The following is a 25,067-nucleotide window of genomic DNA, read 5'->3' as shown; positions in this document are numbered from 1 at the left end:
CCCCGAACAGAGTCAACTCAAGCCTCGGTGGCGGGCTCGATCGCGATCAGCGTGACGCCCTGGTATTTCTCCAGCGTGCGATCGAACAGCCCGCTCAGCACGAAGTCGCGCTCGAGCAGGGTGAGGTCCTTCAGCCCGTCGAGCTTGAACACGCCGACCTTCTCCTCGCGCGGCAGGAAGCCTTCCTTGGAGACCACCACGGCGTCGAGGAACACGGCGTCGTGGCGCGTATAGAGGATGTGCGGCGCCAGGATCATCCGCGTGCGGTTATAGGTCATCGACACGCATTTGTGGCGCACGATCGCCTCGAACAGCAGAGGCAGCATCGCGGCGGGCGCAGGAATCGGATCGGCTTCGGTCGTCAACTTCATCCTCTCCCTATGCCGTCCATGCTGCATCGCAGCAAGATGCTCTGTGGACAGCATATCACGATGCACCGCGAAAAACGCGGGCCCCGTGGCGCAGGTTTCGTAATCTTCCGCGCGGCGCCGCACGTGGGACAGTGGGTCAGACCTCGATCCCGTTCCACTCGGTGATCGTGTGGAACGCGGGCATGGCGAGCACGCCCTCGGCATTCTTCGTCACCAGGTTGTTGCCCTGATGCTGGAGGCCCGCCTCGGTGAGGAAGCGCGGCGAGACGCGGTGCCGGGTGGTGAGCACGCCGTGGGCGTCCTCGACCAGCGGGACCTCGAACTCGATGCCCTGCTGGTGGTTCATCGCCCGGCGCACGATCGCGACGGCCATCTGGCCCTCGCCGAGATCCACGACGAACTGCGTGCCCTCGGGCACGTCGACGATCCCGTCGATCAGCGCGCCGCTGGCCGAGACGTTCTTGAGCACGGCCGAGTAATAATGATTGTCGTGGATCACGCCGACCTTGCGGAAGGTGGTGTGGCGGATGTGGCGCTGGCGCTCGGGCCCTTGCGGCTTGATCACCCACTTGCCGTCCTGGAAGCGGGTGGCGAGCTCGGATGCGGCGATGGCGCGGCTGTAGAGGAAGCCCTGGATATGGCTGACGTTGAGCCGGCGCATCGTGGCGAGCTGGTCGAAGCTCTCGATGCCCTCCGCAGTGGTCTCCATGCCCAGCGCATTGGCCAGCGCGACGATCGCGGCGATGATCGCCTGGTTGCGAGCGCCCTCCTCGGTCGTGCCGCGGACGAAGCTCTGGTCGATCTTGATCTTGTCGAACGGCGCGGTGCGCAGATAGCCGAGCGAGGAATAGCCGGTGCCGAAATCGTCGAGCGCCAGCCGCACGCCGAGGCGCTTGAGGGCGGCGAAGCGCGCATCGGTCTCGGTGCTGTCGCCCAGGAACACGCTCTCGGTGATCTCGAGCTCGAGCCGCTCGGGCTTGAGCCCCGAACTGGCGAGCGCGCTCATCACGATGGCGGGCAGCGCGTCGCTGTCGAACTGGATCGGCGAGACATTGACCGAGATGCGCAGCTCGCCGGGCCAGGTCGCGGCGTCGGCACAGGCCTGGCGCAGCGTCCATTCGCCGAGTTGCGGGATCAGATTGGCGTCCTCGGCGATCGGGATGAAGATCGCCGGCGAGATGCGGCCGCGCTTAGGGTGGTTCCAGCGCAGCAGTGCCTCGAAGCCGGTAACTTCCTCGGTCCTGGCGCTGACGATCGGCTGGTAATGGACCGCCATCTCGCCCTTGGCGAGGGCATCGAGCAGGTCATGCTCGAGCAGCCGGCGATCCTCGGCGGCGCTCAGCAGGTCGGCAGAGAAGAAGCGTGCCCGGCCCCTGCCCGCGCCCTTGGCGGCATAGAGCGCCAAGTCGGCGTTGCGGACCAACTCGTCGCTGGTCACGCCGTCATAGGGGCTGACCGCGATGCCGATCGACGCCCCGATCAGGCAGCGGCTGCCGTTGATCGTATAGGGGTGCGAGAGCGATTCGATGATCCGGTTGGCGAGATCGGACAGGCCGACACGGTTATGCGCATCGGGCAGGATCACCTGGAACTCGTCGCCGCCCATCCGGGCAATCTGCTCGGAGTTGCCGACGATGGTGGCAAGCCGCTCAGCGACCTGCTTGAGCAGGGCATCGCCCACCGGATGGCCCAGGCTGTCGTTGATCGCCTTGAACCGGTCGAGGTCGATCAGCATCAGCGCGCAGGCGCGTTCCTTGTTCTTGAAGGCGGCGATCGTGCTGTCGAGCAGGTTGCTCATCCGGCGCCGGTTGGGCAGCCCGGTGAGCGGATCGTACATGGCGAGCCGGTTGCTCTCATGCGCCGCGCGCTGTTCCCTGGTGACGTCGACGCCGTGACCGAGGAAGCCGGAGAAGGTGCCGCGGGCGTCGCGGGTCGGCTGGCCGGAGAGTGCCCACCAGCGCTCCTCGCCAACGATGTCGACCATCAGCGGGATTGCGTCGAACCGGGCCTGGCGGGCCATCTGGAAGGGCATGGTGCGGCGGCGCTCGGCATCCGCTTCGTCATTGGGGTTGCGGAACAGCGAGACGAGGTCGCGGCCGATCAGTGCCTCCCCGGTCGTGCCGAGCGAGCGAGCGGCGCCCTCGCTGAAATAAGTGAGGCGGCCTTCGGCGTCAGTCGCCCAGAACCAGCCCAGGTCCATCGTTTCATAGTTGCGGAACAGGCGCAGATGCTCGGCGGCAAGCGGATCAGTGCCGCCCCTGCGCACGAACGGCACGCTTGCGCCTGCCTTTGCTGCCGCTCCCGATTTGCCGACCATTCAAACCCGCCCGTATCAATCCCTCCATTTTGGTACGAGCGTGACTCTTTAGGTTTTGTGAAGGCGTCCACACGAAGCTGGGCGGGAAATTCAGCGGCGGCCGGAAACCATTTGGGCGCCGGGCGTTGGTGGAAACGCTAGCGAAACAATATCGGAGGTCTCCAGACATGCGCCACGCCGTGCCCGCCGCCCTACTCGCCTCCACGATCCTTGCCGGCCCTGCGCTGGCCCAGTCGACTCCGGGCGATCTCGCCGACCTGGTCGGTTCGCGCGTTGCCGGCGGCGAGACGCAGATGGAGGCGCGCGGCTACGCCTTCGTCACGGTCAACACGGTGCGTGACACCAAATGGAGTTTCTGGTGGAGCGACCGCCAGCGCCAGTGCGTCCAGATCGCAACCAGCGACGGCCGCTATTCGGCGATCCAGCGCGTGCCCGACCAGAACTGCAATCGCGGTGGTGGTGGCCAGTCTCCCCGGCCGGACTACGGCCAGCCGGCCGGTCCGGCCAATAGCGACGGTCCCGGCTATGGCGACCGCCTCGGCCCGTCGATCACGTTGGTCTGCTATGGCGGCGGGAGCACCCCCGCAGCGCAATACCAGTCGGGCTATGTCTATAATTCACGCAGCCACCGCTTCGAGCCGCAATATGGCACCACGCTCGGCCGCGACGGCTTTGCCTCGGACCTGCAGATCGAGATCTGGCACGGCCGCGGGCGCATCCGGCCCGAGGGCAAGCTGGTCTCGCCGATCCATTCGGGTGGCGACAATGGCTGGTGGGATATCCAGAACCTGGTGATCACGCCCGACCGGATTACCGGCGAATACCGGATGAACGGGCTCAACAAGCCCCGGATCGACATCGATCGCCGCACCGGCACGATCCGCATCCGCGCCGCGACGACCTTCACCGGCCGCTGCGATGCGGGCAATTGGCGTGGCGCTGGCGGCTTCTAGGTCAGCAGCGCGGCGAGGAGCACGAAGACGAGCAGGCAGGCGATCATCGTCAGCGTGGCGATGCCGAAGCTGGCCGGCAGCGAAATCCCGAGCGCCCGCTTGAACCAGAGCGTCTGCAGCGTGCCATACCAGAGGAATGCCGCCACGATGACTGCGGCGCCGATGAGCGTGGCGGCGGGACCGGCATGAAGCTGGCTGAGCAGTCCGCCGATGCCGAGGACCAGCGCGAACACCCCGGCGGGGTAGCATTGCGCGTAGAAAGGCGGCTTCAGGCTGTCGCGGGTCAGCTTCCGGTGCTGGCGGTTGAGCAGCGAGACCGCCATGATCAGCGGGAAGACGGCGAAGAAGATCAGCCGGATCAGCAACAGGCTGGTATCGTCGCTGACCAGCCCCGCCAGCCCCTGCTTGTCGGCGACCAGCGAGCTTTGCCCCACCACGGCGAGCTCGATTGCGTGGCTGACCAGCAGCGTGAGCAGCAGGAACAGCGGCGGGCTGAGCACATCGGGATATTGCTTCTCGGGCGTGTCGCGCAGCTCGCTGTCGGCATAGGTCATCATCTGGAACGGCCGGCGGACCGAGCGCCACAGCGTCACCGGATAGAAGACGATCCAGGTGATGATCTCGTACAGCAGATCATCGAGCGACTTCAGGAAGTTCATGAAGAGCATGGCGCGAGTGGAGCATATCCGCGCCGGGCTTCCAATGTAGGAAATCACTTCGCATATGCTGCTCGATGCATCGACTCAGCACCCTTGCCGCGATCCGCGAAATCTCCGCGCCTGTCCGCTCGTGTGCGCGCGGGTTGCTCGCTGCACGGACCCCGCGCGCGCGTGAGTGTCGTGACTTTCGTGACTTTCCGCGGCCGCAGGCCCTCGCCTCGCCGCATCTTGTTACGGGCCCGTCGCGTCGGCCCCGTCCGTTCAGGCCGGCTTCACGCACGTGTCCGGAACGTTTCGGGGTTCCCGGCCGTAGGGGCTTTGGGAAGGAGAGAGCATAATGAAGCATCTGGTAACTTTGGCGGCCGCCGCGGCGGCAGCGACCATTGCGATGGCTGCGCCTGCGTCCGCGCAGCGCGCGCCGGTCTATAGCGGAGCCTCGGACGAGGAGGCGCGCTTCGACGCCGCGCAGGAGCGCTTCGATCGCGAATATCAGGCCTATCAGCAGGCCGTCGATCGCTATCGTTCCTTCCGGTCGCGCCCGGTAGCACCTCCGCCCCCGCCGCGCGGCGGCTATTCCGGCGGCGGCTATGATTCGCGCGACGACGAATTTTATGATCCGGCCCGCGACTATCGCGCCCCGCCGCCGGGCTATCAGGACCGGGTGCTGTCGCAGGACGACCGCGTCTATCGCGGCCAGGACGGCAAATATTACTGCAAGCGCTCGGACGGGACGACCGGCCTGATCGTCGGTGCCGCCGCGGGCGGCCTGTTCGGCAACATCATCGCCGGGGGCCGTTCGAGGACGCTCGGCACCGTTCTCGGCGCCGTCGCCGGCGGCGCGATTGGCAGTTCGGTGGACCGCGACCAGGTTCGCTGTCGCTGACAAGGCAGGCCCCGCCGCAACGTTGCGGCGGGGCCTCCGTACCATCCCCAATGGGGATAGCTCCGGAGCCGCAGCTTCACTGCCGCGCAGGCATAATGCTCCAAATCGGGGGCATATGAGGAGTCGAGACATGCCCGTGGAACGCGTGCTCAAGCAGCACGGCCACATTCTTGCCAATGCTGATGCGCTCGAGGCCCTGGTCTCGGGTCCCTGGCCTGCGCAAGTTGATGGGCTCGGCTTCCGGCGCTGGATGTTCACGCGCGACCTGATGCTCCATTTCGCGAAGATGGAGGGCCAGGTTTACGGGCCGCTGATGGACGATGTCGGTGGCGACGCCGCGGGTACCGCCAGCCGGGCGAGTGCCGAGACCGCGGCGGTGGTCGCTGATTTCCGCGAGCACGTCACCCGCTGGCACGGGCTGCCGAGCGAAGCGCAATGGAGCACCTATGCCCGCTCGATCCGCTGGCTGCTAAACCGCATCCGCGAGCGGATCGAGGCCGAAGCTATCGAGATCGTGCCCTTGCTCTCCCGCCTGCCCACCAACGACGACGGCGCCTGCCCCGGCAAGCCGGACCATCGCTACGTCGCCGATGCGTGGGAGATTCGCGAACTGATCTTCGCGGGATCCGGGTTCGTCGCAGAGAATGACGCCGATCGGGACGAACCCGAGGCGGCGTGACGCCGGATCAGTGCCAGAAGAGCAGAATCAGCAGGATGATCGGGATCGGAATGCCGATCAGCCACAACAAAATGCCCTTACCCATCGTGCCTCTCCAAGTGGTTGGTTTCGATAGCGAAAGAACCGTCATGCGGCGTGGTGGTTCCCGGCGCTAATTGCGGAAAATGTGGCGGATAGCGCTGCTTGGCCTGCCGATACGCAATCGCTCGTTGCGATAGCGTCGCGGAAGCGCTTAGAGGCGTGGGCATGGCCGAAGCAAAGCACCCGTTCGCCGTCCCCAATTTCCGCTATTATTTCCTCGCCCGCCTCTCGACCACGCTCGGGCAGATGGCGATGGTTATCGTCATTGGCTGGCAGGTGTACGACATCGCCCGCCGGACGATGACGGTGAAGGAATCGGCCTTCCAGCTCGGCCTGATCGGCGTCGCCCAGTTCCTGCCGCTGCTGTTCCTCTCGCTCTTCGCCGGTTGGGTGGCCGACCGGCTCGACCGCCGCTGGCTCGCCCGTGCCGCCGTGGCGCTCGAGGCGGCCTGCGCGATCGGCCTGGGCGTGCTGACCTATACCGGCGCGATCAGCCTGCCCTGGCTGTTCGGCATCGCCGCACTGCTCGGCGTGGCGCGGGCCTTTGCCAGCCCGGCGCTGAGCGCGCTTTCGCCCAATCTGGTCCCGAAGGCGATCCTGCCCACCGCGATCGCGCTGAGCTCGCTGTCCTGGCAGGCGGGCACCGTCATCGGCCCGGCGATGGGTGGCTACCTCTACGCCGGGGCGGATTGGCTGCCTTATGCCGTGTCGGGTGGGCTGTTCTTCGTCGCCTTCATCCTGCTCATGCTGATCGGCCAGGTGCCGCGCAGCGCTGCCAAGTTCACCGGCAGCCCCTGGGCACAGATGATCGACGGGCTCCATTATGTCCGCCGTAACCGGCTGGTGCTCGGTGCGATCTCGCTCGACCTGTTCGCGGTGCTGCTCGGCGGCGCGACCGCGATGCTGCCGGTCTATGCCCGCGACATCCTCCAGGTCGGCTCGGCCGGGCTTGGGCATCTGCGCGCCGCGCCGGCGGTGGGCGCCGTGGTGACCGCGCTCTATTTCTCGTGGCGGCCGCTCAAATATGATGTCGGGGTGAAGATGCTGGTTGCGGTCGGGCTGTTCGGCCTGGCGACGGTTGCCTTCGGCCTTTCCGCGCCGCTGCTCGTCCCGGTGTTCGGCGCCAAGGCGATCGGCCATGACCTGTCCCCCGCCGTGCTGCTCGCGCTCGCCGCGCTGTTCGTGGTCGGCGCGGCCGACATGGTCTCGGTCTATGTCCGCCAGTCGCTGATCCAGCTCTACACGCCGGACGAGATGCGTGGCCGCGTCGGCGCGGTCTCCACGCTGTTCATCTCGGGCTCGAACGAGCTGGGCGAAGCTGAATCGGGCTTTCTCGCCGCGCTGATCGGGCCGATCGCCGCAGTCGTGGGCGGCGGCATCGGCGCCGTGCTTGTCACGTTGGCATGGGCCAAGCTATTTCCGGAGCTGAGGCGGGCTCGCACCTTCGACCCTCCGGCCAATCTCGAAATTCCTCCCAAGGAGATGACGACATGAAGGCCAACAATATCCTCGAGACGATCGGTAACACGCCGCACATTCGGGTGAGCAAGCTGTTCCCGGACGCGGAAGTGTGGATCAAGTCCGAGCGGACCAATCCGGGCGGCTCGATCAAGGACCGCATCGCGCTGGCGATGATCGAGGCGGCCGAAAAGGACGGCAGCCTGAAGCCCGGTGGCACGATCGTCGAGCCAACCAGCGGCAATACCGGCGTCGGCCTGGCGATGGTCGCCGCGGTGAAGGGGTACAAGCTTGTCCTCGTCATGCCCGAGAGCATGTCGGTCGAGCGCCGGCGGCTGATGCTGGCGTACGGCGCCACCTTCGACCTGACGCCTCGTGAAAAGGGCATGAAGGGTGCGATCGAGCGGGCGATGGAGATTGTCGAAACCACGCCCGGCGCCTGGATGCCGCAGCAGTTCGAGAACCCGGCGAACATCGACGTACATCACCGCACCACGGCGCAGGAGATCCTCAACGACTTCGCCGACACGCCGATCGACGTGGTCGTCACCGGCGTCGGCACCGGCGGGCACATCACCGGTGTTGCCGAGACGTTGAAGAAGAGCTGGCCCAATGTGAAGGTCTATGCCGTCGAGCCCGAGCTTTCGCCGGTCATCTCGGGCGGCCAGCCCGGCCCGCACCCGATCCAGGGTATCGGCGCCGGCTTCGTGCCGCGCAACCTCCACACCGACGCGATCGACGGCGTTATCAAGGTCGATGCGGCGGTTGCCAAGGACATGGCACGCCGCGCCGCGACCGAGGAGGGCATGCTGGTCGGCATCTCGTCGGGAGCGACTCTGGCGGCTATTTTGCAGAAGCTGCCCGACCTGCCGGAGGGCGTCCGCGTCCTGGGGTTCAATTATGATACAGGTGAGCGCTATTTAAGCGTTCCGGACTTCCTTCCGGAGAGCTGAGGCCACTGGAATTAACCCCGGATTAACGCTAGCCTTCTCGAGTCGAGGGGTAAAACGCGGTTTTCCGGGGGGAATTCAGTGCGCAATGCGATGATCATGGTGAGCCTGTTGCTCGCCGTCTATCTGGGGTGGCCGCTCGCTTTCGGGGGGAAGCAGCGCGGGCTTGAAACGCCGGCCGAGGCACGTGGGGTCTCGGCCGCCCCGGTGCACATCAAACATACCAAGCTGGGTGCGGCGACGCCCGCATCGACGCGCCCGGAGAGCTGCTACAAGCGCTACCAGCGCGAAGTGAAGCTGTGTACCGGCGAGAGTACGGCCGCGGCCTGCAAGCTCGGCGCGGCGGACCACTGGGACATGTGCGAGGCCACCGGCTTCTGGCCGAACTAAGCCCGGTCCCAGGTTGAACCGATCCGTGCGGCGTTCCGGCGCCGATATGGTTCCAACGCGGCCACTTCTGCGTTATGGGCGGCGACCCCATGCCGACCCTCCCCTTCCTTCGCACCACCGCAGCCCCGTCGCTGCGCGTCTCGCCGCTGCTGGCGGGCCTGCTCGTGCTCGTCACGCTCGTCGCGGTCGCGCTGCCGCTGTGGCTGGTCCTCCACACGCCGCGGGTGACGGTTCATAAGCGCGGGCCGGTCGTCGTGTCGCATCGGGTGGTACCGCAGACTGAGCTGCCGCCGGTCGAACCGGTCGAGCTGCAGACCGTCGATCCCGATGATGCCCGCGCCTTCAACGCGACCATCCCCTTCTCGACTTTGCCCAACCCTGCCGCGCGGCCCTTCCATATCTTTGGCGAGGAGGTCAGCCGCGCCCGTGCCGTCGATTGCCTGGCCGCTGCCGTCTATTACGAGGCGGGCGACGATGCCGTGGGCCAGCAGGCCGTGGCGCAGGTGATCATCAACCGCGCCCGTCACCCTGCTTTCCCCAAGTCGATCTGCGGCGTCGTGTTCCAGGGCTCGGAGCGCTCGACCGGCTGCCAGTTCACTTTCAGTTGCGACGGCGCGATCCTGCGCTACACGCCGACCGCCGCCGCCTGGGAACGCGCCCGCTATGTCGCCCGCACCGCGCTGAACGGCTCGGTGTACAAGGCCGTCGGCCACGCCACCCATTACCACACCGACTGGGTCGTGCCCTATTGGAGCGCCAGCCTCGAGAAGATCACCGAGGTGCACACGCACCTGTTCTTCCGCTGGGCGGGCTGGTGGGGCACGCCGCCGGCGTTCAACCGCGCCTATACCGGCGTCGAGCCCAATATCGCGCTGATGGCGCGGCTCTCGCCCAACTTTGCCGGTGACCCGACGCTCGAGGCGCTGCTGCCCGGCGCAGTCGGTACCGACGGCGCGTTTATCGATCCCGCCACGATCCCGCAGAGCGCGGTGCCCGCCCCGATGGCCGTCGAGGGTGGTGGCGAGTCGAACAATTTCATGCTCACCTTGCCCAAGGGCATGAACCCCGACGCCTTTGCCGCGCTGGCGATCAAGACCTGCGGCGAGCGGCCCTATTGCAAATTCATGGCCTGGGCGGATCCCAAGCAGACTCCGGCCAAGCTGCCGCTGTCGAGCGGCCAGGTCTCGACCATGTCGTTCAGCTATCTGCGTGACGAGACGCAGGGCTTCGCCAAGGCGCTGTGGAACTGCGCCCAGTTCCGCCGACCGAGCCCGGTGCAGTGCATGCGGGTGCAGCTGCCCGAGCCGGTCGCGGCGGCTCCGGTGCCGGGTGCCGTGCCGGTTCCCGGGCCGACGCCGCTGAGCGGGGTGCGGCGCAAGGTGGACGCGATGGCGCCGCCGGCTGCGGCTCCGGCGAGTGCGCCGGCGCAGGGGAAGAGCGCGGTCAGCTTCACGCTGCCGGTGCCCAAGCCGTCGCCAACGCCGCGGCCTACGGCTGAGGCGCGGTAAAAACGTTGACTCCGTTGACTCTCCCTTCGGGGGAGAGGTGGAGGGCCTTCCTACCATTCAAAGAGCGGCCCGCAGCTGGGCCCCGGCCTTCGCCGGGGATCAGCTTGGGACTGGTTGCTACTCAGCGCATATATTCTTCTGCTCCCCGGCGAAGGCCGGGGCCCAGTTGCGGTGGTCTCGAGAGGGTGTGAGACGGTCGAAGAGATCGTTCCAATCAGGGTTTAACCCCTCGATCTCGCGAATCTTCCACGCGCGCTGCCATTCCTTCATCTGGCGCTCGCGGAGCCTGGCGGCGTCGAGGCTTTCATAGGCTTCGTACCAGACGAGCAGCTTGCAGCAGTGCTTCTTCGTGAAGCCATCGACCAATCCTTCGCGATGTTCCCAGGCGCGTTTTGGCAGGTCGATTGTCACGCCGAGATACAGCGTACCGTTGCGGCTGCTTGCCATGATGTAGACGAAGCCGTGCTTCTCCATCCTCAAGTCCTCTGACTTGATCGGAACATAATCAGAACATTTCCAACATTGCAAGGGCGCCGCCGCTGCTCCCCGGCGAAGGCCGGGGTCCAGTTGCGACGCCCTTGGAGGCGACATTCTGCCATCGCGCCCAGCCCGATACTGGGCCCCGGCCTTCGCCGGGGATCAGGTTGGGAATGGGGATCAGGTTCGGGCTAGTTACGCCGCCCGGAACAGGTCCGGATCGAGCGCCATCACGCTCTCGCTGCCGGCCTCGATCTTGCGGCGCAGGCCGCTGGCGTCGGGGAGGAAGCGTTCGGCGTAGAAGCGGGCGGTGACCAGCTTGGCTTCGTAGAACTTCGCATCGCCCGAGCCTTCGGCCAGCGCGGCGAGCGCGGCCCTGGCCATGCGCAGCCACATCAGGCCGAGCGCGACCGTGCCGGTGAGCTGCATGTACGGATAGGCGCCGGCGCCGACGTCGTTGGGGTTCTTGAAGCCGTTCTGGGCGAGCCACATCGTCGCGCCCTGGAGATGGCCGAGCGCCTTTTCGAGGCCCTCCGCCAGCGCGGCGAGCTTTTCGTCGCCCTTGGCCGCGGCGATTTCCTCGGCGACCAGCTTGAAGAAGGCCTGGACTGCGCGGCCGCCGTTCATGGCAAGCTTGCGGCCGACCAGGTCCATCGCCTGGACGCCGTTGGTGCCCTCATAGATCATCGAGATGCGGGCATCGCGGACGTACTGCTCCATGCCCCATTCGGCGATGTAGCCATGGCCGCCATAGACCTGCTGGCTGTCGGTCGCGACCTTGTAGCCGATATCGGTGCCGACGCCCTTGATCACCGGGGTGAGCAGGCCGACGAGATCGGCGGCGAGCTGGCGCTCTTCCTCGCTGGCGGCAGCGTGCTCGAGATCGACCTGGAGCGCGCCCCACAGGCAGAGCGCGCGCATGCCCTCGGTCTGCGCCTTGGCCTCCATCAGCATGCGGCGGACGTCGGGGTGGACGAACAGCGTGTCGGCCTTCTCGTTCGGCTCCTGCGGGCCGGTGAGCGCGCGGCCCTGGCGGCGGTCATGCGCGTACTGGACGGCATTCTGCAGCGCGACTTCGCCGATACCGAGGCCCTGGAGGCCGACGCCGAGGCGGGCGGCGTTCATCATGATGAACATCGCGGCGAGGCCCTTCATCTCCTCGCCGACGAGCCAGCCGGTGGCGCCGTCATAGTTCATCACGCAGGTCGAGTTGGCGTGGATGCCCATCTTGTGCTCGATCGAGCCGCAGGTGACGGCGTTGCGCGCGCCCAGGCTGTCATCGTCATTGACCAGGAATTTGGGCACGACGAACAGCGAAATGCCCTTGCTGCTTTCCGGTGCGCCCGGGGTCTTGGCGAGGACGAGATGGATGATGTTGCTCGTCAGGTCGTGCTCGCCCGACGAAATGAAGATCTTGGTGCCGGTGATCAGGAACGAGCCATCGGCCTGGGGCTCGGCCTTGGTCTTGATCAGGCCGAGATCGGTGCCGCACTGCGGCTCGGTGAGGTTCATCGTACCGCCCCACTCGCCCGAGACCATCTTGGGGACATACTTGGCCTGCTGCTCGGGCGAGCCCTTGACCAGCAGCGAGGCGATCGCGCCATGGGTGAGACCCGGATACATGGCGAAGGCCATGTTCGAGGAAATCATATATTCCTGGAATGCAGTCGAGATGACGTGCGGCATGCCCTGGCCGCCAAACTCGGCGGGCGCGCTCAGCGTGCCCCAGCCGCTTTCGACGAATGCCTTGTAGGCTTCCTTGAAGCCGTCCGGCGTGGTGACGCTGCCGTCGTCATGACGGGTGCAGCCCTGCTGATCGCCCGAATGGTTGATCGGGAACAGCACCTCGGCGACGAACTGACCGCCTTGCTCGAGCACCGCGTCGACCGTGTCGGGGGTCGCATTCTCGAAGCCCGGGAGATTGGCGTAGCGATCGAGGCCGATCACCTGCTCGAGGATGAAGCGCGTGTCGCGCACCGGCGGGGTATATTGGGGCATTTCAGGGTTCCTCGGAGGGTTAGTCGCTGCTTTTGAGCAGGTCGACGAATTGCTGGAGCTCGGCGATGTGCGCGTCGATGTCGCGCTTCTGATCTTCGAGCAGGCCGATGCGATCGAGGCAGCGCTGGAGCGTCACCTGCTTCTGGGTGCTGCGATCGTCGCCGACATCGTAGAGATCGATCATCTCGCGGATCTCGGCCAAGCTGAAGCCGACGCGCTTGCCGCGCAGGATCCAGGCGAGCCGGGCGCGGTCGCGGTGGGAGTAGACACGGGCAGTGCCGCGGCGCTCGGGGGCGATCAGGCCCTCGTCCTCATAGAAGCGGAGCGCGCGGGGCGTGACCGAGAATTCGGCGCACAGGTCCGAAATGGTGAAGGCGTCGCGGTCCGGGCGCGGCTCGATCGGCGCCAGGGCTTCGAGCGGAAAAGCTGGTGCGTTCATGGCCATGGAAAATACTTTCCCTTTACGTGAACGTCAACTCACTAGTTGGCGCCCCCGCACAGTCTTTTGCCGTTCGCGTCGCGCATCGCGGCAGCCTCGGCGGCCGACTCGCTGAGGCGTGCGACTTCGAGGCCGGCATAGGAGGCGCGCTTTGCGCAGAATTTGTTGCAGCCATCGGGCAGCGCGCCGGGGAAGGCGATCTTGTCGCCATCATATTTGGCATCGAACGAGCAACTGCCGTCTTCGCCAAACTCGATATGGAGCGCCTCCCCTACCCGGCTTGCGCGGCCCGAGCCGCTGCAGGTGATGCGGTCGCCATAATCGACGAAGGCGCCGATCCGGTAGCCAAGCTCCTCGTCGGGGACGATGCAGATGCGGTCGGTGTCGCGGGCGTAGAGGCCGGCGACGTCGGTATCGGCGGGGTTGCGGACCAGGCCGCGTTCGATCGCGGCTTTTTCGAGGTCCTGGGGTGGTTGGGGCTTGTCCGGTTGCTTGCTGCCGCCCGAGCAGGCGGCGAGGAGGAGCATCGCTGCCACCGCCCATTTGTTCCCCGGCGAAAGCCGGGGCCCAGGGTACCAAGCGACACCGCAGAGAAACCCTGGGCCCCGGCTTTCGCCGGGGAGCAGCTCAGGTGTGCACCGCGCGCGCTTCATCCGCGAACCAGCTTTCCGCCCTCGATCACCCGATAGAAGCAGCTCGGCGCGCCGGTGTGGCAGGCGGGGCCGTGGGGTTCGACCTTGAGCCAGATGGCGTCCTGATCGCAGTCGATCCGGGCTTCGAGGACCTTGAGGACGTGGCCCGAGGTTTCGCCCTTCTTCCACAACCTGCCGCGGCTGCGCGACCAGAAGGTCGCCTCGCCGGTCTCCAGCGTGGCGGCGAGTGCGTCGGCGTTCATGTGCGCGACCATCAGCACCGTGCCTTGCGGATCGGTGCAGACCGCGGTGATCAGGCCGGCGGCGTCATATTTCGGGTCGAGCACGAGGCCCGTTTCGCGATTGGTATCCACCGGGGCGATGTAGCGTGCGCCGCCCCCGGCGTCATCAATGATCCCGGATGGCGTGGATCAGCTCGTCCTTGTCCATCTCCGAACGCTTATCGATGCCGATCTTCTTCGCCTCGTCGTACAGCTCGTCCTTCGAGCGGCTCTCGAGCGTGCCGCCGGGATGGTCGAGCGTATGCGCCGCCTGGGCATTGGCGATTCGCGCCGACTTCTCCTTCGAGTTCCCCTCATCGCGGAGTTTCTCGTAGAGTTCGTCGTTCTTGATCTGGGGTCCGTGGTCGTGTCCGGGCATCGGAACGTCTCCTTTCGCCCTGAAAAACCACCGGAAAACCCTGTAAGTTCATTTCTTTGTGACAACCCGGCGACAAACCGCACCGGACCGCCTATATGGCCGGCGACAGTTCCCAACCCCTCGAGGGCTGATGCTTACCACGAACCCATTCGATGACGACAAGCTGCGCGAAGAGTGTGGCATTTTCGGCGTATCCGGCATGGACGGTGCCGCGGCCGCGGTCGCGCTCGGCCTGCACGCGCTCCAGCACCGTGGCCAGGAGGCGGCGGGCATTACCAGCTTCGATGGCCGCCAGTTCCACATCCACCGGGCGATGGGCCATGTCGCGGGCAATTTCGACCGCGACGAAGTGATCCGTGCGCTGAGCGGCGATACCGCCTGCGGCCATGTCCGCTATTCGACCACCGGCGAGACCTCGCTGCGCAATGTGCAGCCGCTCTATGCCGAGCTGGCCAGCGGCGGCTTCGCGATCGCGCATAACGGCAACATCTCGAACGCGATGCGCCTGCGCCGCGACCTGATCCGCCGCGGCGCGATCTTCCAGTCGACGAGCGATACCGAGGTGATCATCCACCTCGTCGCCACTTCGCAGTTCCGCACGCTGATCGACCGCTTCATCGACGCGTTGAAGCAGGTCGAGGGCGCCTATTCGCTGATCGTGATGACCCCCGAGGGCATGATCGCCTGCCGCGATCCGCTGGGCATCCGCCCGCTGGTGATGGGCAAGCTCGACGACACGATCGTCTTCGCCTCGGAGACGGTGGCGCTCGACGTGGTCGGTGCCGAATATGTCCGCGATGTCGAGCCGGGCGAGCTGGTGATCGTGAAGGGCGGCGAGATCAGCTCGCACAAGCCGTTTGCGCCGGTCGGCCCGCGTCCCTGCATCTTCGAATATGTCTATTTCTCGCGCCCCGATTCGATCAGCAACGATCGCTCGGTCTATTCGGTGCGCAAGGCGATCGGCGCGCAGCTGGCGATCGAGATGCCGGTGGAGGCCGACCTGGTCGTGCCGGTGCCCGATTCGGGCGTGCCGGCGGCAATCGGCTATGCCCAGCAGAGCGGCATCCCGTTCGAGCTCGGCATCATCCGCTCGCACTATGTCGGCCGCACCTTCATCCAGCCGGGCGACAAGGTCCGCCACCTTGGCGTCAAGCTGAAGCACAATGCCAATCGCGAGCTGATCAAGGGCAAGCGCGTCGTGCTGATCGACGATTCGATCGTACGCGGCACCACCAGCCTCAAGATCGTGCAGATGATGCGCGAGGCGGGCGCGGCCGAGGTGCATATGCGCATCGCCTCGCCGCCGACGCGGCACAGCTGCTTCTACGGCGTCGACACGCCCGAGCGCGCCAAGCTGCTCGCGGCGAAGCTCGACGTGGGCGGGATGACCGACTTCATCCATGCCGACAGCCTGGCGTTCATCTCGATCGACGGCCTGTACAAGGCGCTCGGCGAGGCGCACCGCGCGGATATCCACCCGAAGTACTGCGACGCGTGCTTCACCGGTGAATATCCGACGACGCTGACCGATCAGGACGAGAATGGTCCGCCCGACGACCAGTTCGCGCTGCTCCACGAGCGCGTGGGTTAAAAGGATTCCATGACCGAGGGATTGCTTTCCGGGCGCACGGCGCTCGTCACCGGTGCGAGCCGCGGGATCGGCGCCGCCACGGCGCTGGCACTGGCGGCCGAGGGCGCGCATGTGATCCTCACCGCGCGCACCGCCGGCGGGCTCGAGGAAGTCGAGGAGGCGATCTTCGCCGCCGGCGGCTCCGCGACGATCGCGCCGATGGACCTGACCGAGAATGACAGCATCGCGCGCCTAGCCGAGGCGATCGGGAGCCGCTGGAGCGCGCTCGACGTGCTGCTGCTCAACGCCGCACAGCTCGGCTCGCTGAGCGCGGTGCCGGCGATCGACTTCAAGGAATATGCCAAGGTGCTGACGCTCAACGTCACTGCCCAGGCGGCGATCCTCGCGGCGTTCGACCCGATGCTCAAGGCATCCGCTGGCGCTCGGGTGATCGGCGTGACCTCCAGCGTGGGCCGCACGGCGCGCGCCTATTGGGGCGTCTATGGGTCGTCCAAGGCGGCGTTCGAGAACCTCCTGCTCACCTATGGCGAGGAAGTCGCGCACATCAGCAAGGTGCGCGTGAGCATCCTCGATCCCGGCGCGACCCGCACCAAGATGCGCGCGCGGGCGTTTCCGGGCGAGGATCCGGCGACGGTGAAGGCGCCGGAGGTTGTCGCGGCGCGGATCGTGGCGCTGGCGGCGTCGGGGTTCGAGGCCGGGCATTTCGAGCGGGTTGAGTAACAACCGTCATCCCGGCGAAAGCCGGGATCTCGTGCCGTATCGCGCCTTCGCCTGAGATCCCGGCTTTCGCCGGGATGACGATCAGTGTGCAGCAGCCTCGAACAACCGGTTGACGAATTCCGTGCGCGCCTTGCCATAGGCGTCGTCGCTGGCCTTGGGCGCGGCGGCGGAGATGGCGATCACGACCTTCGTCTTCGGATCGACCCGGATCGTCTGGCCGAAGATGCCCTGCGCGCCGAAGCGGCCCTCGGGATAGGCCCACCATTGATAGCCATAGCCGAAGCCGGGCTTGCCGATATCGGCATGCGCGCTGGTCGATTCGCGGAACCAGCCGGGCGAGACGACGCCCTTGCCGCCTTCGAGCGCGAACTGGCCCATCCGGGCATAGTCGCGCAGTGACACCGACAGGCAGCAGCCGCTGACTTCGTGCTCGGACGGGTCGACCATCCAGAACGCGTCCTGCTCCATGCCATAGGGCTTCCAGATCTTCTCGCTCAGATAGGTGGCGAGCGGCTTGTGCGTGGCGCGCATCACCAGCACGCCGATCAAATTGGTCTCGCCGGTCTTGTAGACCCATTTGCTGCCCGGCGCGGTCTCGCGGGGGAGCTTCTTCATGTAATAGACGGTGGGGTCCTCCCCCGCCGGCACCGGCTCGAGGAACATGCGGGCGACGTCCGACTTCGCGTCGGTATAATCCTCGTTCCACTTCACGCCCGACGTCATGGTGAGCAGCTGGGCGATGGTCACCCCGTCATAGCCGCTGCCGGCGAGCTCTGGGATGTATTTGGTCACGGGCTCGCCGACCGACTTGATATAGCCGTCCTTGATCGCGGCGCCGACCAGCGACGAGGTGAAGGACTTGGCGACCGAGAAGCTCGTCCAGCGGCCCTGCTGCGAATAGCCGCGGGCATAGCGTTCGAGGACGATCTTGCCGTTCTTGAGGACGATCAGCCCGGCCACGTTCTGCTGGGCGATGAAGGCGTCGAGATCGGCATCGGGGAAGGCCAGCGGTTTGCCGGCGGGGAGCGGATGGACCTTGGTGCCGGCCTTGACGATATGGCCGGGGAAAAGCTTTTCCATATGCGGGAAATTGGCGTCGCGCTGGGCTTGGCTCCAGAACAGCACCTCGGCGCCGACCTTGCGCAGGCCCGAGCTGTCGCCCGCCTGGATCTTCACATCGGGGGACTGGACCGCCTGGGCCAGCGCGCCCTGCCCCGCAAAGCTTCCCAGCGCGAGCGCGCCCGCGAGCAGCCAGTTCTTCATCACCCCTCCTTCACCAAGGTGACCTGGACGACGTCGATACCGCCGCCCCTGAAGCCACCTTCGCAATACATTAGATAATAGCGCCACAAGTCTATGAATTTGCGGTCGAATTGTGCGGGGAGCGTGCCCGCGGACACTGCCGCGTCGAAGCGTTCGCGCCACAGGCGAAGCGTCTCGGCATAGTCGAGGCCGAAGCCCGTCCGGTCCTGCCACGACAGGCCCCGCGCCTCGGCCAGCGCCCGGAAGCGCGCCTCGGAAAGCAGCAGCCCGCCGGGGAAGACATAGGCCTGGATGAAATCGACGTTCGAGGCATAGTCCTCGAAAAAGGCGTCGTCGAAGCTGATTACCTGGAGCGCGGCACGTCCGCCGGGCTTGAGCGCACCGGCGATCGTATCGAGATAGGCCGGCCAATAGGGCTCGCCCACTGCCTCTGCCATTTCGATGCTGGCGATGGCGTCATAGCGGCCCGCCACGTCGCGATAGTCGGTGAGGGTGAAGCGGGCATTGTCGGGTACGCGGGCATGCGCCCAGGCCTGTTGCTCGGTGGAGAGCGTGATGCCGTGGACCTTGCGGCCCTGCTCTACCGCCAGCTCGGCGAAGCTGCCCCAGCCGCAACCGATCTCGAGGATCTCGTCGCCGGCTTGCGTGGCGGTGCGGGCAAGGATCGCAGCGAGCTTCTCGTGCTGGGCCTGCTCCAGCGACTGGCCGGGCGCGGTGAACAACGCACTCGAATAGGTCATGCCGGGGTCGAGCCAGAGCCGGTAGAAGTCGTTGCCCAGGTCGTAATGGAACTGGATGTTGCGCCGCGAGCCGCCGCGATGGTTGCGGTTGCGCCAGTGGAGCAGGCGCTTGAGGGCCTTCGAGAAGCCCGTGGCGCGTGCCTGGCGGGCGAGCGCGGCGCGGTTGAGGCCGAACAGCGCGAACAAGGCGACCGGATCGGGGCTCGCCCATTCGCCCAGTGCCCAGGCCTGATACCAGCCGATCGAGCCGCCGATCGCGAGGCGGAGCAAGGCGCGCCAGCTCCTGAGATCGACGATCGCGGCAGGACCGTCCGCGCGGCCACCGAGCAGCCGGGCGGTGCCGTCGGGCAGGCTGAGCGACAGGCTGCCCTGCGCGATGCCGGCGTCGATCTTGTCGAGCTGGCCGCGGAAAAAGGGTGCGAGCGCGCGCGCGAACCAGCTGCGCGGGGTATCGGGATCGGACTGGCTCAACGGGGCATGCATCTCGGGGCGCACAATGCACGGGCTGGCGAGTCGAGCAAGCTCAGCTTGCTGCCCGCTTCTTCTTGCGCTCGCCGTTGAAGATGTAGCGCAGCGCCGGGCTCAGCTTGATCAGCTTCCAGATGCCATAGGAGCCGAAGAAGGCGACCAGGCACAGCAGGATGAACTTCGGCCAGACCGGGATCGGCAGCATGTCCAGCCAGGGCGTGGCCAGCACGATCAGCGGCTCGTGGAACAGATAGATCACGAAGGAGGCCGAGACGAGCGCCTTCACCCAGCGGCGCTCGCCATGGATGAAGTGCGCCAGCGCGCCGAGCGAGGCCTGGGTGAGGCAGATCGCGGCGACCCCGGTGAGCACCGGCCGCCAGAGGAATGGGACCAGGCGCGGATAGAAGACCACCACGATGCTGGCCGCGAGCCCGGTGAGGAACAGGATCCACGAGAAGCGAGCGAAGCGGCGGTCCAGCGCCGGGATGCGCTGGAGCAGCGCGCCGAGCAGGAACCAAGGCAGATAGTCGAGCGCGTAGCGGGCCGAGAGAAAGTTGACTGCGAAATTATCGAGGTAGCGATAGCGCTCGAGCTGGAGCGAGCCGAGGCCGCACAGACCGAGGATCAGGCCGGTCGCGAGGGTGAGCGGGATGAACCAGCGGACTAGCGCGCGCTGCTCGCCGCCCAGTTCGGCACGGGCGAGCTTCGGGAACAGCCAGACGACCCCGGCAAGCGCCGCAGTGTAATAGAGCAGCACCTGGACGAACCAGAGATGCTCGAACGGGTTGCGATCGACCATCGTCATGATTTCCCACCAGCGCGCGAGCGGCGCCGGATGGCCCGTCTCGACCAGCAGCAGGAAATGCATCGCCGGGACGAGGAGGAAGGTGCCCGCGAGGAATGGGGGCACGAGCCGGTGAAGGCGCGACGGCAGATAGCTCGCCACCGGGCGCTTCTGGAGCAGCATCGCGGCGAAATAGCCGGCGATCATGTAGAAGCCCGGCATTCGGAACAGATGGAGATAGTCGGCGAGCTGGATGAAGTCGCGCGACCGTTCACCGAAGTTCGCGATCCACGGACCGGGCCGGACAGTGAGTGAGGCGTGATAGGGGATGCCGAACAGCAGGAACACCGCCCGCAGCGCATCGAGATCGTGCCGCCGGGCGCGCTCGGCCGGGGTGCGGAAAGTGCCGTCGGCGGGAATCATTACCGATAGACGCTTCGGGCGGGCGCAAGTTCACGCGGGAAGGCGCGGGACAACATGAACGGGGCGATAGGCTAGTCGCCCACCAATGCAAGCTGACAAGTGTATCAGAGTTTGTGCGGTTCCTTGTCGACCATCCAGGTCTGGCCCTTGGCGACGAGACTCTGCAGGTCGACCGTCTTCCCCTCGCTCGCCGCCTTGTTCTGCGCGACTACGGCGCTTTCGAAGGTCGGTGCGGGATCGTCGTACAGCACGCCCAGCGCCATCGGGAACGGGCCGAAGGGCATCTCGACGAGCATATGCGCAACGGCGCGGTTGGTGACGTTGTGGACGATCACCCCCGCCCCTTCCCAGTCGCCGTCGGTGACGTCGACGACCTTGAGCGTCAGCGCCTCGCGGTCGAGCGTGATGCCGCGGGTGCCGCCGGCGAAGACCATCGGCTGGCCATGCTCGACCCAGAGCTGGTTCGCCGCGGCATTGGGCTTGGCGGTGAAGGGCTCGAAGACCTCGTCATTGTAGACGATGCAGTTCTGGAAGATCTCGACGAACGCCGCGCCCTGGTGCGCATGCGCGGCCTTGAGGACCTCGGGCAGCTTTTTGTGGACGTCGATCCCCCGTGCGACGAAGCGCGCCCCTGCCCCGAGCGCGAAGGCGCAGGGCTTGGCGGGGTGATCGACCGAGCCGAAGGGGGTGGATGGGCTGCGGGTGCCTTCGCGACTGGTCGGCGAATATTGACCCTTGGTGAGGCCGTAGATCTCGTTGTTGAACAGCAGGAACTGGCAGTTCAAATTGCGCCGGAGCAGGTGCATCGTGTGGTTGCCGCCGATCGACAGCGCATCGCCGTCGCCGGTGATGATCCATACGTCGAGCTCCGGATTGGCAAGCTTGACCCCCGTCGCCACCGCCGGCGCGCGGCCGTGGATGGTGTGGAAGCCATAGGTCTCCATGTAATAGGGGAAGCGCGACGAGCAGCCGATGCCGCTGACGAACACCGTGTTCTCCGGCGTGCCGCCAATCTCGGGCATGGTGCGCTGCACCGCCTTGAGGATCGCATAGTCGCCGCAGCCCGGGCACCAGCGGACCTCCTGATCGGTCTCCCAGTCTTTCGGCGTGCTCGGCTTGATCGTGGTGATCTCGTTCATGCGATCTCTCTCAATTCGCTTCCGCGGTGGAGACTTTCTCCATGGTGATCCCGCCGAGCAGGTCGCGGCGGATGGCGTCGAACACCTTGCGGCGGTCTTCGGCGCGGTAGATCGTTGCGAGGATGGTGACGCGGACGCCGTCGATATCGGCGATCCAGCTCTGCTTGATGCCTTGTTTCGTCAGGTAATCGCCGAAGAAATTGCGGGTCTTCGGATGCCCGTCGAGGCTGAACTTGCCTTCGAACAGCGTGTCGATCAGCCCGGCCTGGCGGGGGCCGGCGCGGCCATTCTCGGCCATGTCGGGCCAGGGTATCGGGCTCTTCGCATCGGCCAGGACGACGGTGATCACGGGGTCCTGGGGATTGATGCTGTGGTAGGCGACCATCGGCGCAGGGTGTCCGCTCTCGTCATTACCGTCGTCGCGCAGCAGGCCGGCTAGTGTGTCGGGCAAAGCTGCGACACGCGCCGCGAGCAGCGGCGACATTCGCGCTGCCGTCGTGACCGTCTGTGCAGTCGCAGCAGGCGCGGCGAACAGCAGCGGCAGCGAGAACAGCATTGCGGCGAGCCGGGTCACGGATTCACCGCCTCCGGGCTGGGAAGCTGGGTGTCGTCGGGGCCCAGTTCCTCGGGCCTGTCGCTGGAGAGGTGGCGGGCGATCGCGGCTTCGATCTCGCCGATCGTGAAGGGCTGCCCGCTAACTTTGTTGAGCGGCACCGCATTGACAAGGAACTGGTCGCGCAGCACCGTCTTGAGCTGGCCTGTGTTCATTTCCGGTACGAGGATATGCTCGTAACTCTCTAGCAGCGCGCCAAGATTTCTCGGGAGCGGCCAGATATGGCGGATATGGACATGGCTGACGTCATGCCCCTTTGACCGCGCGCGGCGGACCGCTTGGGCGATCGGGCCATAGGTCGAGCCCCAGCCGACCACGACGAGCTTGCCGCCGGCCTGGCCCTGTTCGACCGCCTGATCGGAGATGTCGATGCCTAGCACCTTGTCGCGGCGGATGTCGGTCATCGCCTGGTGGTTGGCCGGGGAGTAATCGATGTTGCCGGTGCCCTGCGCCTTCTCGATGCCCCCGATCCGATGCAGCAGGCCCGGCGTGCCCGGCTTGACCCAAGGGCGCTTGAGGCTGGCGTCGCGGCCATAGGGCTGGAACTTCTCGCCCTCGGCGGGGACTTCGGTGTGGAAGGCGACCGGAAACGGCTTGTAGCTGCTCATGTCGGGCACCTTCCAGGGCTCCGCGGCATTGGCGATATAGCCGTCGGTCAGCAGCATCACCGGGGTCATATATTGCGTGGCGATCCGCACCGCCTCGATCGCGACATCGAAGCAGTCGGCGGCCGAGCGCGCGGCGAGCACTGGCATCGGCGCGTCGCCATTTCTGCCGTATACCGCTTGATATAGATCGGATTGTTCAGTTTTTGTGGGAAGTCCGGTCGAGGGGCCCCCGCGCTGCGAGTTGACGATGACCAGCGGCAGCTCGGTCATGATCGCCAGCCCCATCGCCTCGCCCTTGAGCGCGATGCCGGGCCCCGAGGAGGAGGTCACGCCGAGCTGGCCGGCATAGGACGCGCCCAGGGCAGACGCGATCGCGGCGATCTCGTCCTCGGCCTGGAAGGTGGTGACGCCATATTCCTTGTAGCGCGCCAGCGCGTGGAGGATCGCCGATGCGGGCGTGATCGGATAGCCGCCGAAGAACATCTTCAGCCCGGCAAGCTGCGCACCCGCGACGAGGCCGAGCGAGATCGAGTCGGCGCCGGTGACGGTGCGGTAGAGCCCTGGCTCGGCGGGTGCGGCGGCGACCTGGCGCTGGCTGATCCCCATCGCGCCCAGTTCGGCAGTCTCGCCATAGGCGTGGCCGGCGTTGAGCGCGGCGATATTGGCCTCGGCGAGCTCGGGAGCCTTGGCGAACTTGGCCTTGAGCCAGTCGACCAGTGGCTGGCGGTCGCGGTCGAACATCCAGAGCGCCAGCCCCAGCGTCCACATGTTCTTGCAGCGCAGCGCCTCCTTGTTGCCAAGGCCGAAGGGCTTCACCGCATCGAGGGTGAGCTGCGAGATATTGAGCTTGAGCAACTGCCATTTGGCGAGACTGCCATCCTCGAGCGGATTGGCGGCGTATTTCGCCTTGTCGAGGTTGCGCTGGCCGAACTCGCCCTCGTCGGCGATGATCAGGCCGCCGGGCTTCAATGCCTCGACATTGGTCTTGAGCGCTGCCGGGTTCATCGCGACGAGCACGTCGGGCTGGTCGCCCGCGGTGTCGATCTGGGCCGAGCCGAAATTGATCTGGAAGGCGGAGACGCCGAACAAGGTGCCTTGCGGGGCGCGGATCTCGGCGGGGAAGTCCGGGAAGGTGGCAAGGTCGTTGCCGGCAAGCGCAGTGGATAGCGTGAACTGGCCGCCGGTGAGCTGCATCCCGTCACCGGAATCACCGGCGAAGCGAACCACGATCGCCTCGGGTGCGGGATGCGCCGACGCCTCCTCAGGCGTGAGCATATGCGCGGCAGTCGCCATTGCCGGTCTCCTGCGTCTTTATATCGTTGCGCAGATGTCTACGCCCCAATTTCAATACTGCAAAGCCCGGCCCGCAACTGCTTGTCCCAGCGCGAGGATCGAGGCGACGTGGCGGCGGGAAACCTCAAGCGCATCTTCGCCGTATCCGCCACCCAAGGCGCTGGCGAAGGGCAGTCCGAGTGACGTCATGACGCCGGAAATCCATCGGTCGCGGGTAACGAGCCCCTCATAGCTGAGCGCGAGACGGCCGAGCCGGTCGCCCGCCAAAGGGTCGACGCCGGCCTGGTAGAGGACGAGGTCCGGGGCGAAGCCGTGGAGCAGCGGGAGGAGCGTGCGCTCGAGCGTTTCCATATATTCGTCGTCGCCGACCCCGTCGGGCAGCGGCACGTCGAGGGTGGAGCGCGCCTTGCGGACCGGGAAGTTCTTCTCGGCATGGATCGAATAGGTGGCGATCTCAGGTCGGCCCGCGGTGAGCGCGGCGGTGCCGTCGCCCTGGTGGACGTCGCAATCGACGATCAGGATGCGGTGGCCCTCCTCGACCAGCCGGACGGCCGCGAGCGCGAGATCGTTGAACACGCAGAAGCCGGCGCCGGTATTGGCAAGCGCATGGTGGCTGCCGCCCGCGGTGTTAGCCGCGAAGCCGTGCTCGAGCGCGAGGCGGGCGGCGAGATACGTGCCACCGGGTACCGCCTGCGAGCGGCGGGCGACTTCGGGCGTGACCGGGAAGCCGATGCGGCGCTCCTTCTCGGGCGGGACCTGCGCCGTGAGGACTTCCTCGACGTAATCGGGATCGTGGACCGCCTCTAGCCAGGCGCGCGGCATCGGCTCGGGCTCGTGCCAGGTGAATATCTCGCCCTCGGCGCGCAGCAGGTCGCGGACCAGGCCGTTCTTGTTCCACTGATACTGGCTGCGCTTGGGCGCCGGGGCGACATAGTCGGGGTGGTGGACGAGGTGGATCATTCGCCTTGAA

26 protein-coding genes are annotated in these 25,067 nt (G+C 66.3%); 9 read left to right on the top strand and 17 right to left on the bottom strand.

The annotated features are described in order from the left end of the window. Positions 1-17: 17 nt before the first annotated feature. Together HZY97_RS04675 and HZY97_RS04670 are read right to left on the bottom strand one after the other, a co-directional pair. Entirely contained in the window at positions 18-371 is a 354-nt protein-coding gene (locus HZY97_RS04675) for a WYL domain-containing protein (RefSeq protein WP_257214870.1), read from the bottom strand. 136 nt (positions 372-507) lie between these two features. After that, positions 508-2,688: a bifunctional diguanylate cyclase/phosphodiesterase gene (locus tag HZY97_RS04670; RefSeq protein ID WP_180141042.1), complete on the bottom strand. Its 2,181-nt coding sequence runs from the start codon at positions 2,686-2,688 to the stop codon at positions 508-510. A gap of 167 nt (positions 2,689-2,855) precedes the next feature. On the opposite strand from HZY97_RS04670, the gene HZY97_RS04665 reads away from it, so the two are divergent. After that, positions 2,856-3,641 carry a hypothetical protein gene (locus HZY97_RS04665; RefSeq protein ID WP_180141040.1) on the top strand — a complete coding sequence of 262 codons (786 nt, stop codon included), beginning with the start codon at positions 2,856-2,858 and terminating at the stop codon, positions 3,639-3,641. Here the strand turns inward: HZY97_RS04665 and HZY97_RS04660 are convergent. After that, positions 3,638-4,309, bottom strand: coding sequence for a hypothetical protein (locus tag HZY97_RS04660; RefSeq protein WP_180141038.1), 672 nt, complete (start codon positions 4,307-4,309; stop codon positions 3,638-3,640). The genes HZY97_RS04665 and HZY97_RS04660 overlap by 4 nt on opposite strands. A 328-nt stretch (positions 4,310-4,637) precedes the next feature. Here HZY97_RS04660 and HZY97_RS04655 point away from each other — a divergent pair, with 328 nt between their 5' ends. Beyond that, positions 4,638-5,183, top strand: a complete 546-nt coding sequence (locus HZY97_RS04655) for a glycine zipper 2TM domain-containing protein (protein ID WP_180141036.1) — start codon at positions 4,638-4,640, stop codon at positions 5,181-5,183. 130 nt (positions 5,184-5,313) lie between these two features. Next, positions 5,314-5,862 carry a hypothetical protein gene (locus HZY97_RS04650; protein WP_180141034.1) on the top strand — a complete coding sequence of 183 codons (549 nt, stop codon included), beginning with the start codon at positions 5,314-5,316 and terminating at the stop codon, positions 5,860-5,862. A gap of 7 nt (positions 5,863-5,869) precedes the next feature. On the opposite strand, the gene HZY97_RS20900 is transcribed toward HZY97_RS04650, so the two are convergent. Continuing rightward, positions 5,870-5,992 carry a hypothetical protein gene (locus HZY97_RS20900; RefSeq protein ID WP_257214869.1) on the bottom strand — a complete coding sequence of 41 codons (123 nt, stop codon included), beginning with the start codon at positions 5,990-5,992 and terminating at the stop codon, positions 5,870-5,872. A gap of 116 nt (positions 5,993-6,108) precedes the next feature. Here HZY97_RS20900 and HZY97_RS04645 point away from each other — a divergent pair, with 116 nt between their 5' ends. The 4 genes from HZY97_RS04645 to HZY97_RS04630 all read left to right on the top strand — a co-directional run bounded on the left by HZY97_RS04645 (position 6,109) and on the right by HZY97_RS04630 (position 10,249). Then, on the top strand, positions 6,109-7,437 hold the full coding sequence (locus HZY97_RS04645; protein WP_180141032.1) for an MFS transporter: 1,329 nt from the start codon (positions 6,109-6,111) through the stop codon (positions 7,435-7,437). Further along, a complete protein-coding gene (gene cysK, locus HZY97_RS04640) occupies positions 7,434-8,354 on the top strand; it encodes a cysteine synthase A (RefSeq protein ID WP_180141030.1) in 921 nt (306 codons plus the stop codon). Before HZY97_RS04645 ends, cysK begins: the two co-directional genes overlap by 4 nt. A 78-nt stretch (positions 8,355-8,432) precedes the next feature. Further along, positions 8,433-8,741: a hypothetical protein gene (locus HZY97_RS04635; RefSeq protein ID WP_180141028.1), complete on the top strand. Its 309-nt coding sequence runs from the start codon at positions 8,433-8,435 to the stop codon at positions 8,739-8,741. A gap of 89 nt (positions 8,742-8,830) precedes the next feature. Continuing rightward, entirely contained in the window at positions 8,831-10,249 is a 1,419-nt protein-coding gene (locus HZY97_RS04630; RefSeq protein ID WP_180141026.1) for a cell wall hydrolase, read from the top strand. Positions 10,250-10,366: 117 nt separating this feature from the next. Here the strand turns inward: HZY97_RS04630 and HZY97_RS04625 are convergent, their stop codons facing one another. The 6 genes from HZY97_RS04625 to HZY97_RS04600 form a co-directional block, all read right to left on the bottom strand. Further along, the gene (locus tag HZY97_RS04625) at positions 10,367-10,723 is read right to left on the bottom strand and encodes a GIY-YIG nuclease family protein (protein ID WP_180141024.1); all 357 of its coding nucleotides are present in this window, start codon (positions 10,721-10,723) and stop codon (positions 10,367-10,369) included. 198 nt (positions 10,724-10,921) lie between these two features. Then, positions 10,922-12,724: an acyl-CoA dehydrogenase C-terminal domain-containing protein gene (locus tag HZY97_RS04620; RefSeq protein ID WP_180141022.1), complete on the bottom strand. Its 1,803-nt coding sequence runs from the start codon at positions 12,722-12,724 to the stop codon at positions 10,922-10,924. Positions 12,725-12,743: 19 nt separating this feature from the next. Continuing rightward, the gene (locus HZY97_RS04615) at positions 12,744-13,163 is read right to left on the bottom strand and encodes a MerR family DNA-binding transcriptional regulator (protein ID WP_180141020.1); all 420 of its coding nucleotides are present in this window, start codon (positions 13,161-13,163) and stop codon (positions 12,744-12,746) included. Between the two features lie 41 nt (positions 13,164-13,204). Then, entirely contained in the window at positions 13,205-13,690 is a 486-nt protein-coding gene (locus HZY97_RS04610; RefSeq protein WP_180141655.1) for a hypothetical protein, read from the bottom strand. 122 nt (positions 13,691-13,812) lie between these two features. Then, positions 13,813-14,169: a phosphoribosyl-AMP cyclohydrolase gene (hisI, locus tag HZY97_RS04605; protein WP_180141019.1), complete on the bottom strand. Its 357-nt coding sequence runs from the start codon at positions 14,167-14,169 to the stop codon at positions 13,813-13,815. Positions 14,170-14,203: 34 nt separating this feature from the next. Next, the gene (locus HZY97_RS04600) at positions 14,204-14,455 is read right to left on the bottom strand and encodes a Rho termination factor (RefSeq protein ID WP_180141017.1); all 252 of its coding nucleotides are present in this window, start codon (positions 14,453-14,455) and stop codon (positions 14,204-14,206) included. 130 nt (positions 14,456-14,585) lie between these two features. Here HZY97_RS04600 and purF point away from each other — a divergent pair, with 130 nt between their 5' ends. Both purF and HZY97_RS04590 read left to right on the top strand, forming a co-directional pair. Continuing rightward, entirely contained in the window at positions 14,586-16,046 is a 1,461-nt protein-coding gene (gene purF / locus HZY97_RS04595) for an amidophosphoribosyltransferase (protein WP_180141015.1), read from the top strand. Between the two features lie 9 nt (positions 16,047-16,055). After that, positions 16,056-16,766 carry an SDR family NAD(P)-dependent oxidoreductase gene (locus HZY97_RS04590; protein WP_180141013.1) on the top strand — a complete coding sequence of 237 codons (711 nt, stop codon included), beginning with the start codon at positions 16,056-16,058 and terminating at the stop codon, positions 16,764-16,766. A gap of 81 nt (positions 16,767-16,847) precedes the next feature. Here HZY97_RS04590 and HZY97_RS04585 read toward each other — a convergent pair whose 3' ends face one another. The 7 genes from HZY97_RS04585 to HZY97_RS04555 all read right to left on the bottom strand — a co-directional run bounded on the left by HZY97_RS04585 (position 16,848) and on the right by HZY97_RS04555 (position 25,057). Then, positions 16,848-18,029: a serine hydrolase gene (locus tag HZY97_RS04585; RefSeq protein ID WP_180141011.1), complete on the bottom strand. Its 1,182-nt coding sequence runs from the start codon at positions 18,027-18,029 to the stop codon at positions 16,848-16,850. Next, the gene (locus HZY97_RS04580) at positions 18,029-19,252 is read right to left on the bottom strand and encodes a cyclopropane-fatty-acyl-phospholipid synthase family protein (RefSeq protein ID WP_180141009.1); all 1,224 of its coding nucleotides are present in this window, start codon (positions 19,250-19,252) and stop codon (positions 18,029-18,031) included. Before HZY97_RS04580 ends, HZY97_RS04585 begins: the two co-directional genes overlap by 1 nt. A gap of 40 nt (positions 19,253-19,292) precedes the next feature. Beyond that, on the bottom strand, positions 19,293-20,444 hold the full coding sequence (locus tag HZY97_RS04575; protein WP_180141007.1) for an acyltransferase family protein: 1,152 nt from the start codon (positions 20,442-20,444) through the stop codon (positions 19,293-19,295). 104 nt (positions 20,445-20,548) lie between these two features. Further along, positions 20,549-21,583, bottom strand: a complete 1,035-nt coding sequence (locus tag HZY97_RS04570) for a 2-oxoacid:ferredoxin oxidoreductase subunit beta (protein WP_180141005.1) — start codon at positions 21,581-21,583, stop codon at positions 20,549-20,551. Between the two features lie 10 nt (positions 21,584-21,593). Then, positions 21,594-22,157 carry a hypothetical protein gene (locus HZY97_RS04565; protein WP_180141003.1) on the bottom strand — a complete coding sequence of 188 codons (564 nt, stop codon included), beginning with the start codon at positions 22,155-22,157 and terminating at the stop codon, positions 21,594-21,596. Beyond that, the gene (locus HZY97_RS04560; RefSeq protein ID WP_180141001.1) at positions 22,154-24,097 is read right to left on the bottom strand and encodes a 2-oxoacid:acceptor oxidoreductase subunit alpha; all 1,944 of its coding nucleotides are present in this window, start codon (positions 24,095-24,097) and stop codon (positions 22,154-22,156) included. Before HZY97_RS04560 ends, HZY97_RS04565 begins: the two co-directional genes overlap by 4 nt. Before the next feature lie 51 nt (positions 24,098-24,148). Further along, positions 24,149-25,057, bottom strand: a complete 909-nt coding sequence (locus HZY97_RS04555) for a histone deacetylase (RefSeq protein WP_180140999.1) — start codon at positions 25,055-25,057, stop codon at positions 24,149-24,151. Positions 25,058-25,067: the final 10 nt, after the last annotated feature.

The organism is Sphingomonas sp. R-74633, from assembly GCF_013416555.1.
Lineage (GTDB): Bacteria > Pseudomonadota > Alphaproteobacteria > Sphingomonadales > Sphingomonadaceae > Sphingomonas.
The sequence above is the reverse complement of the archived record's forward strand: the minus strand, read 5'-3'. Positions and strand labels throughout refer to the sequence as shown.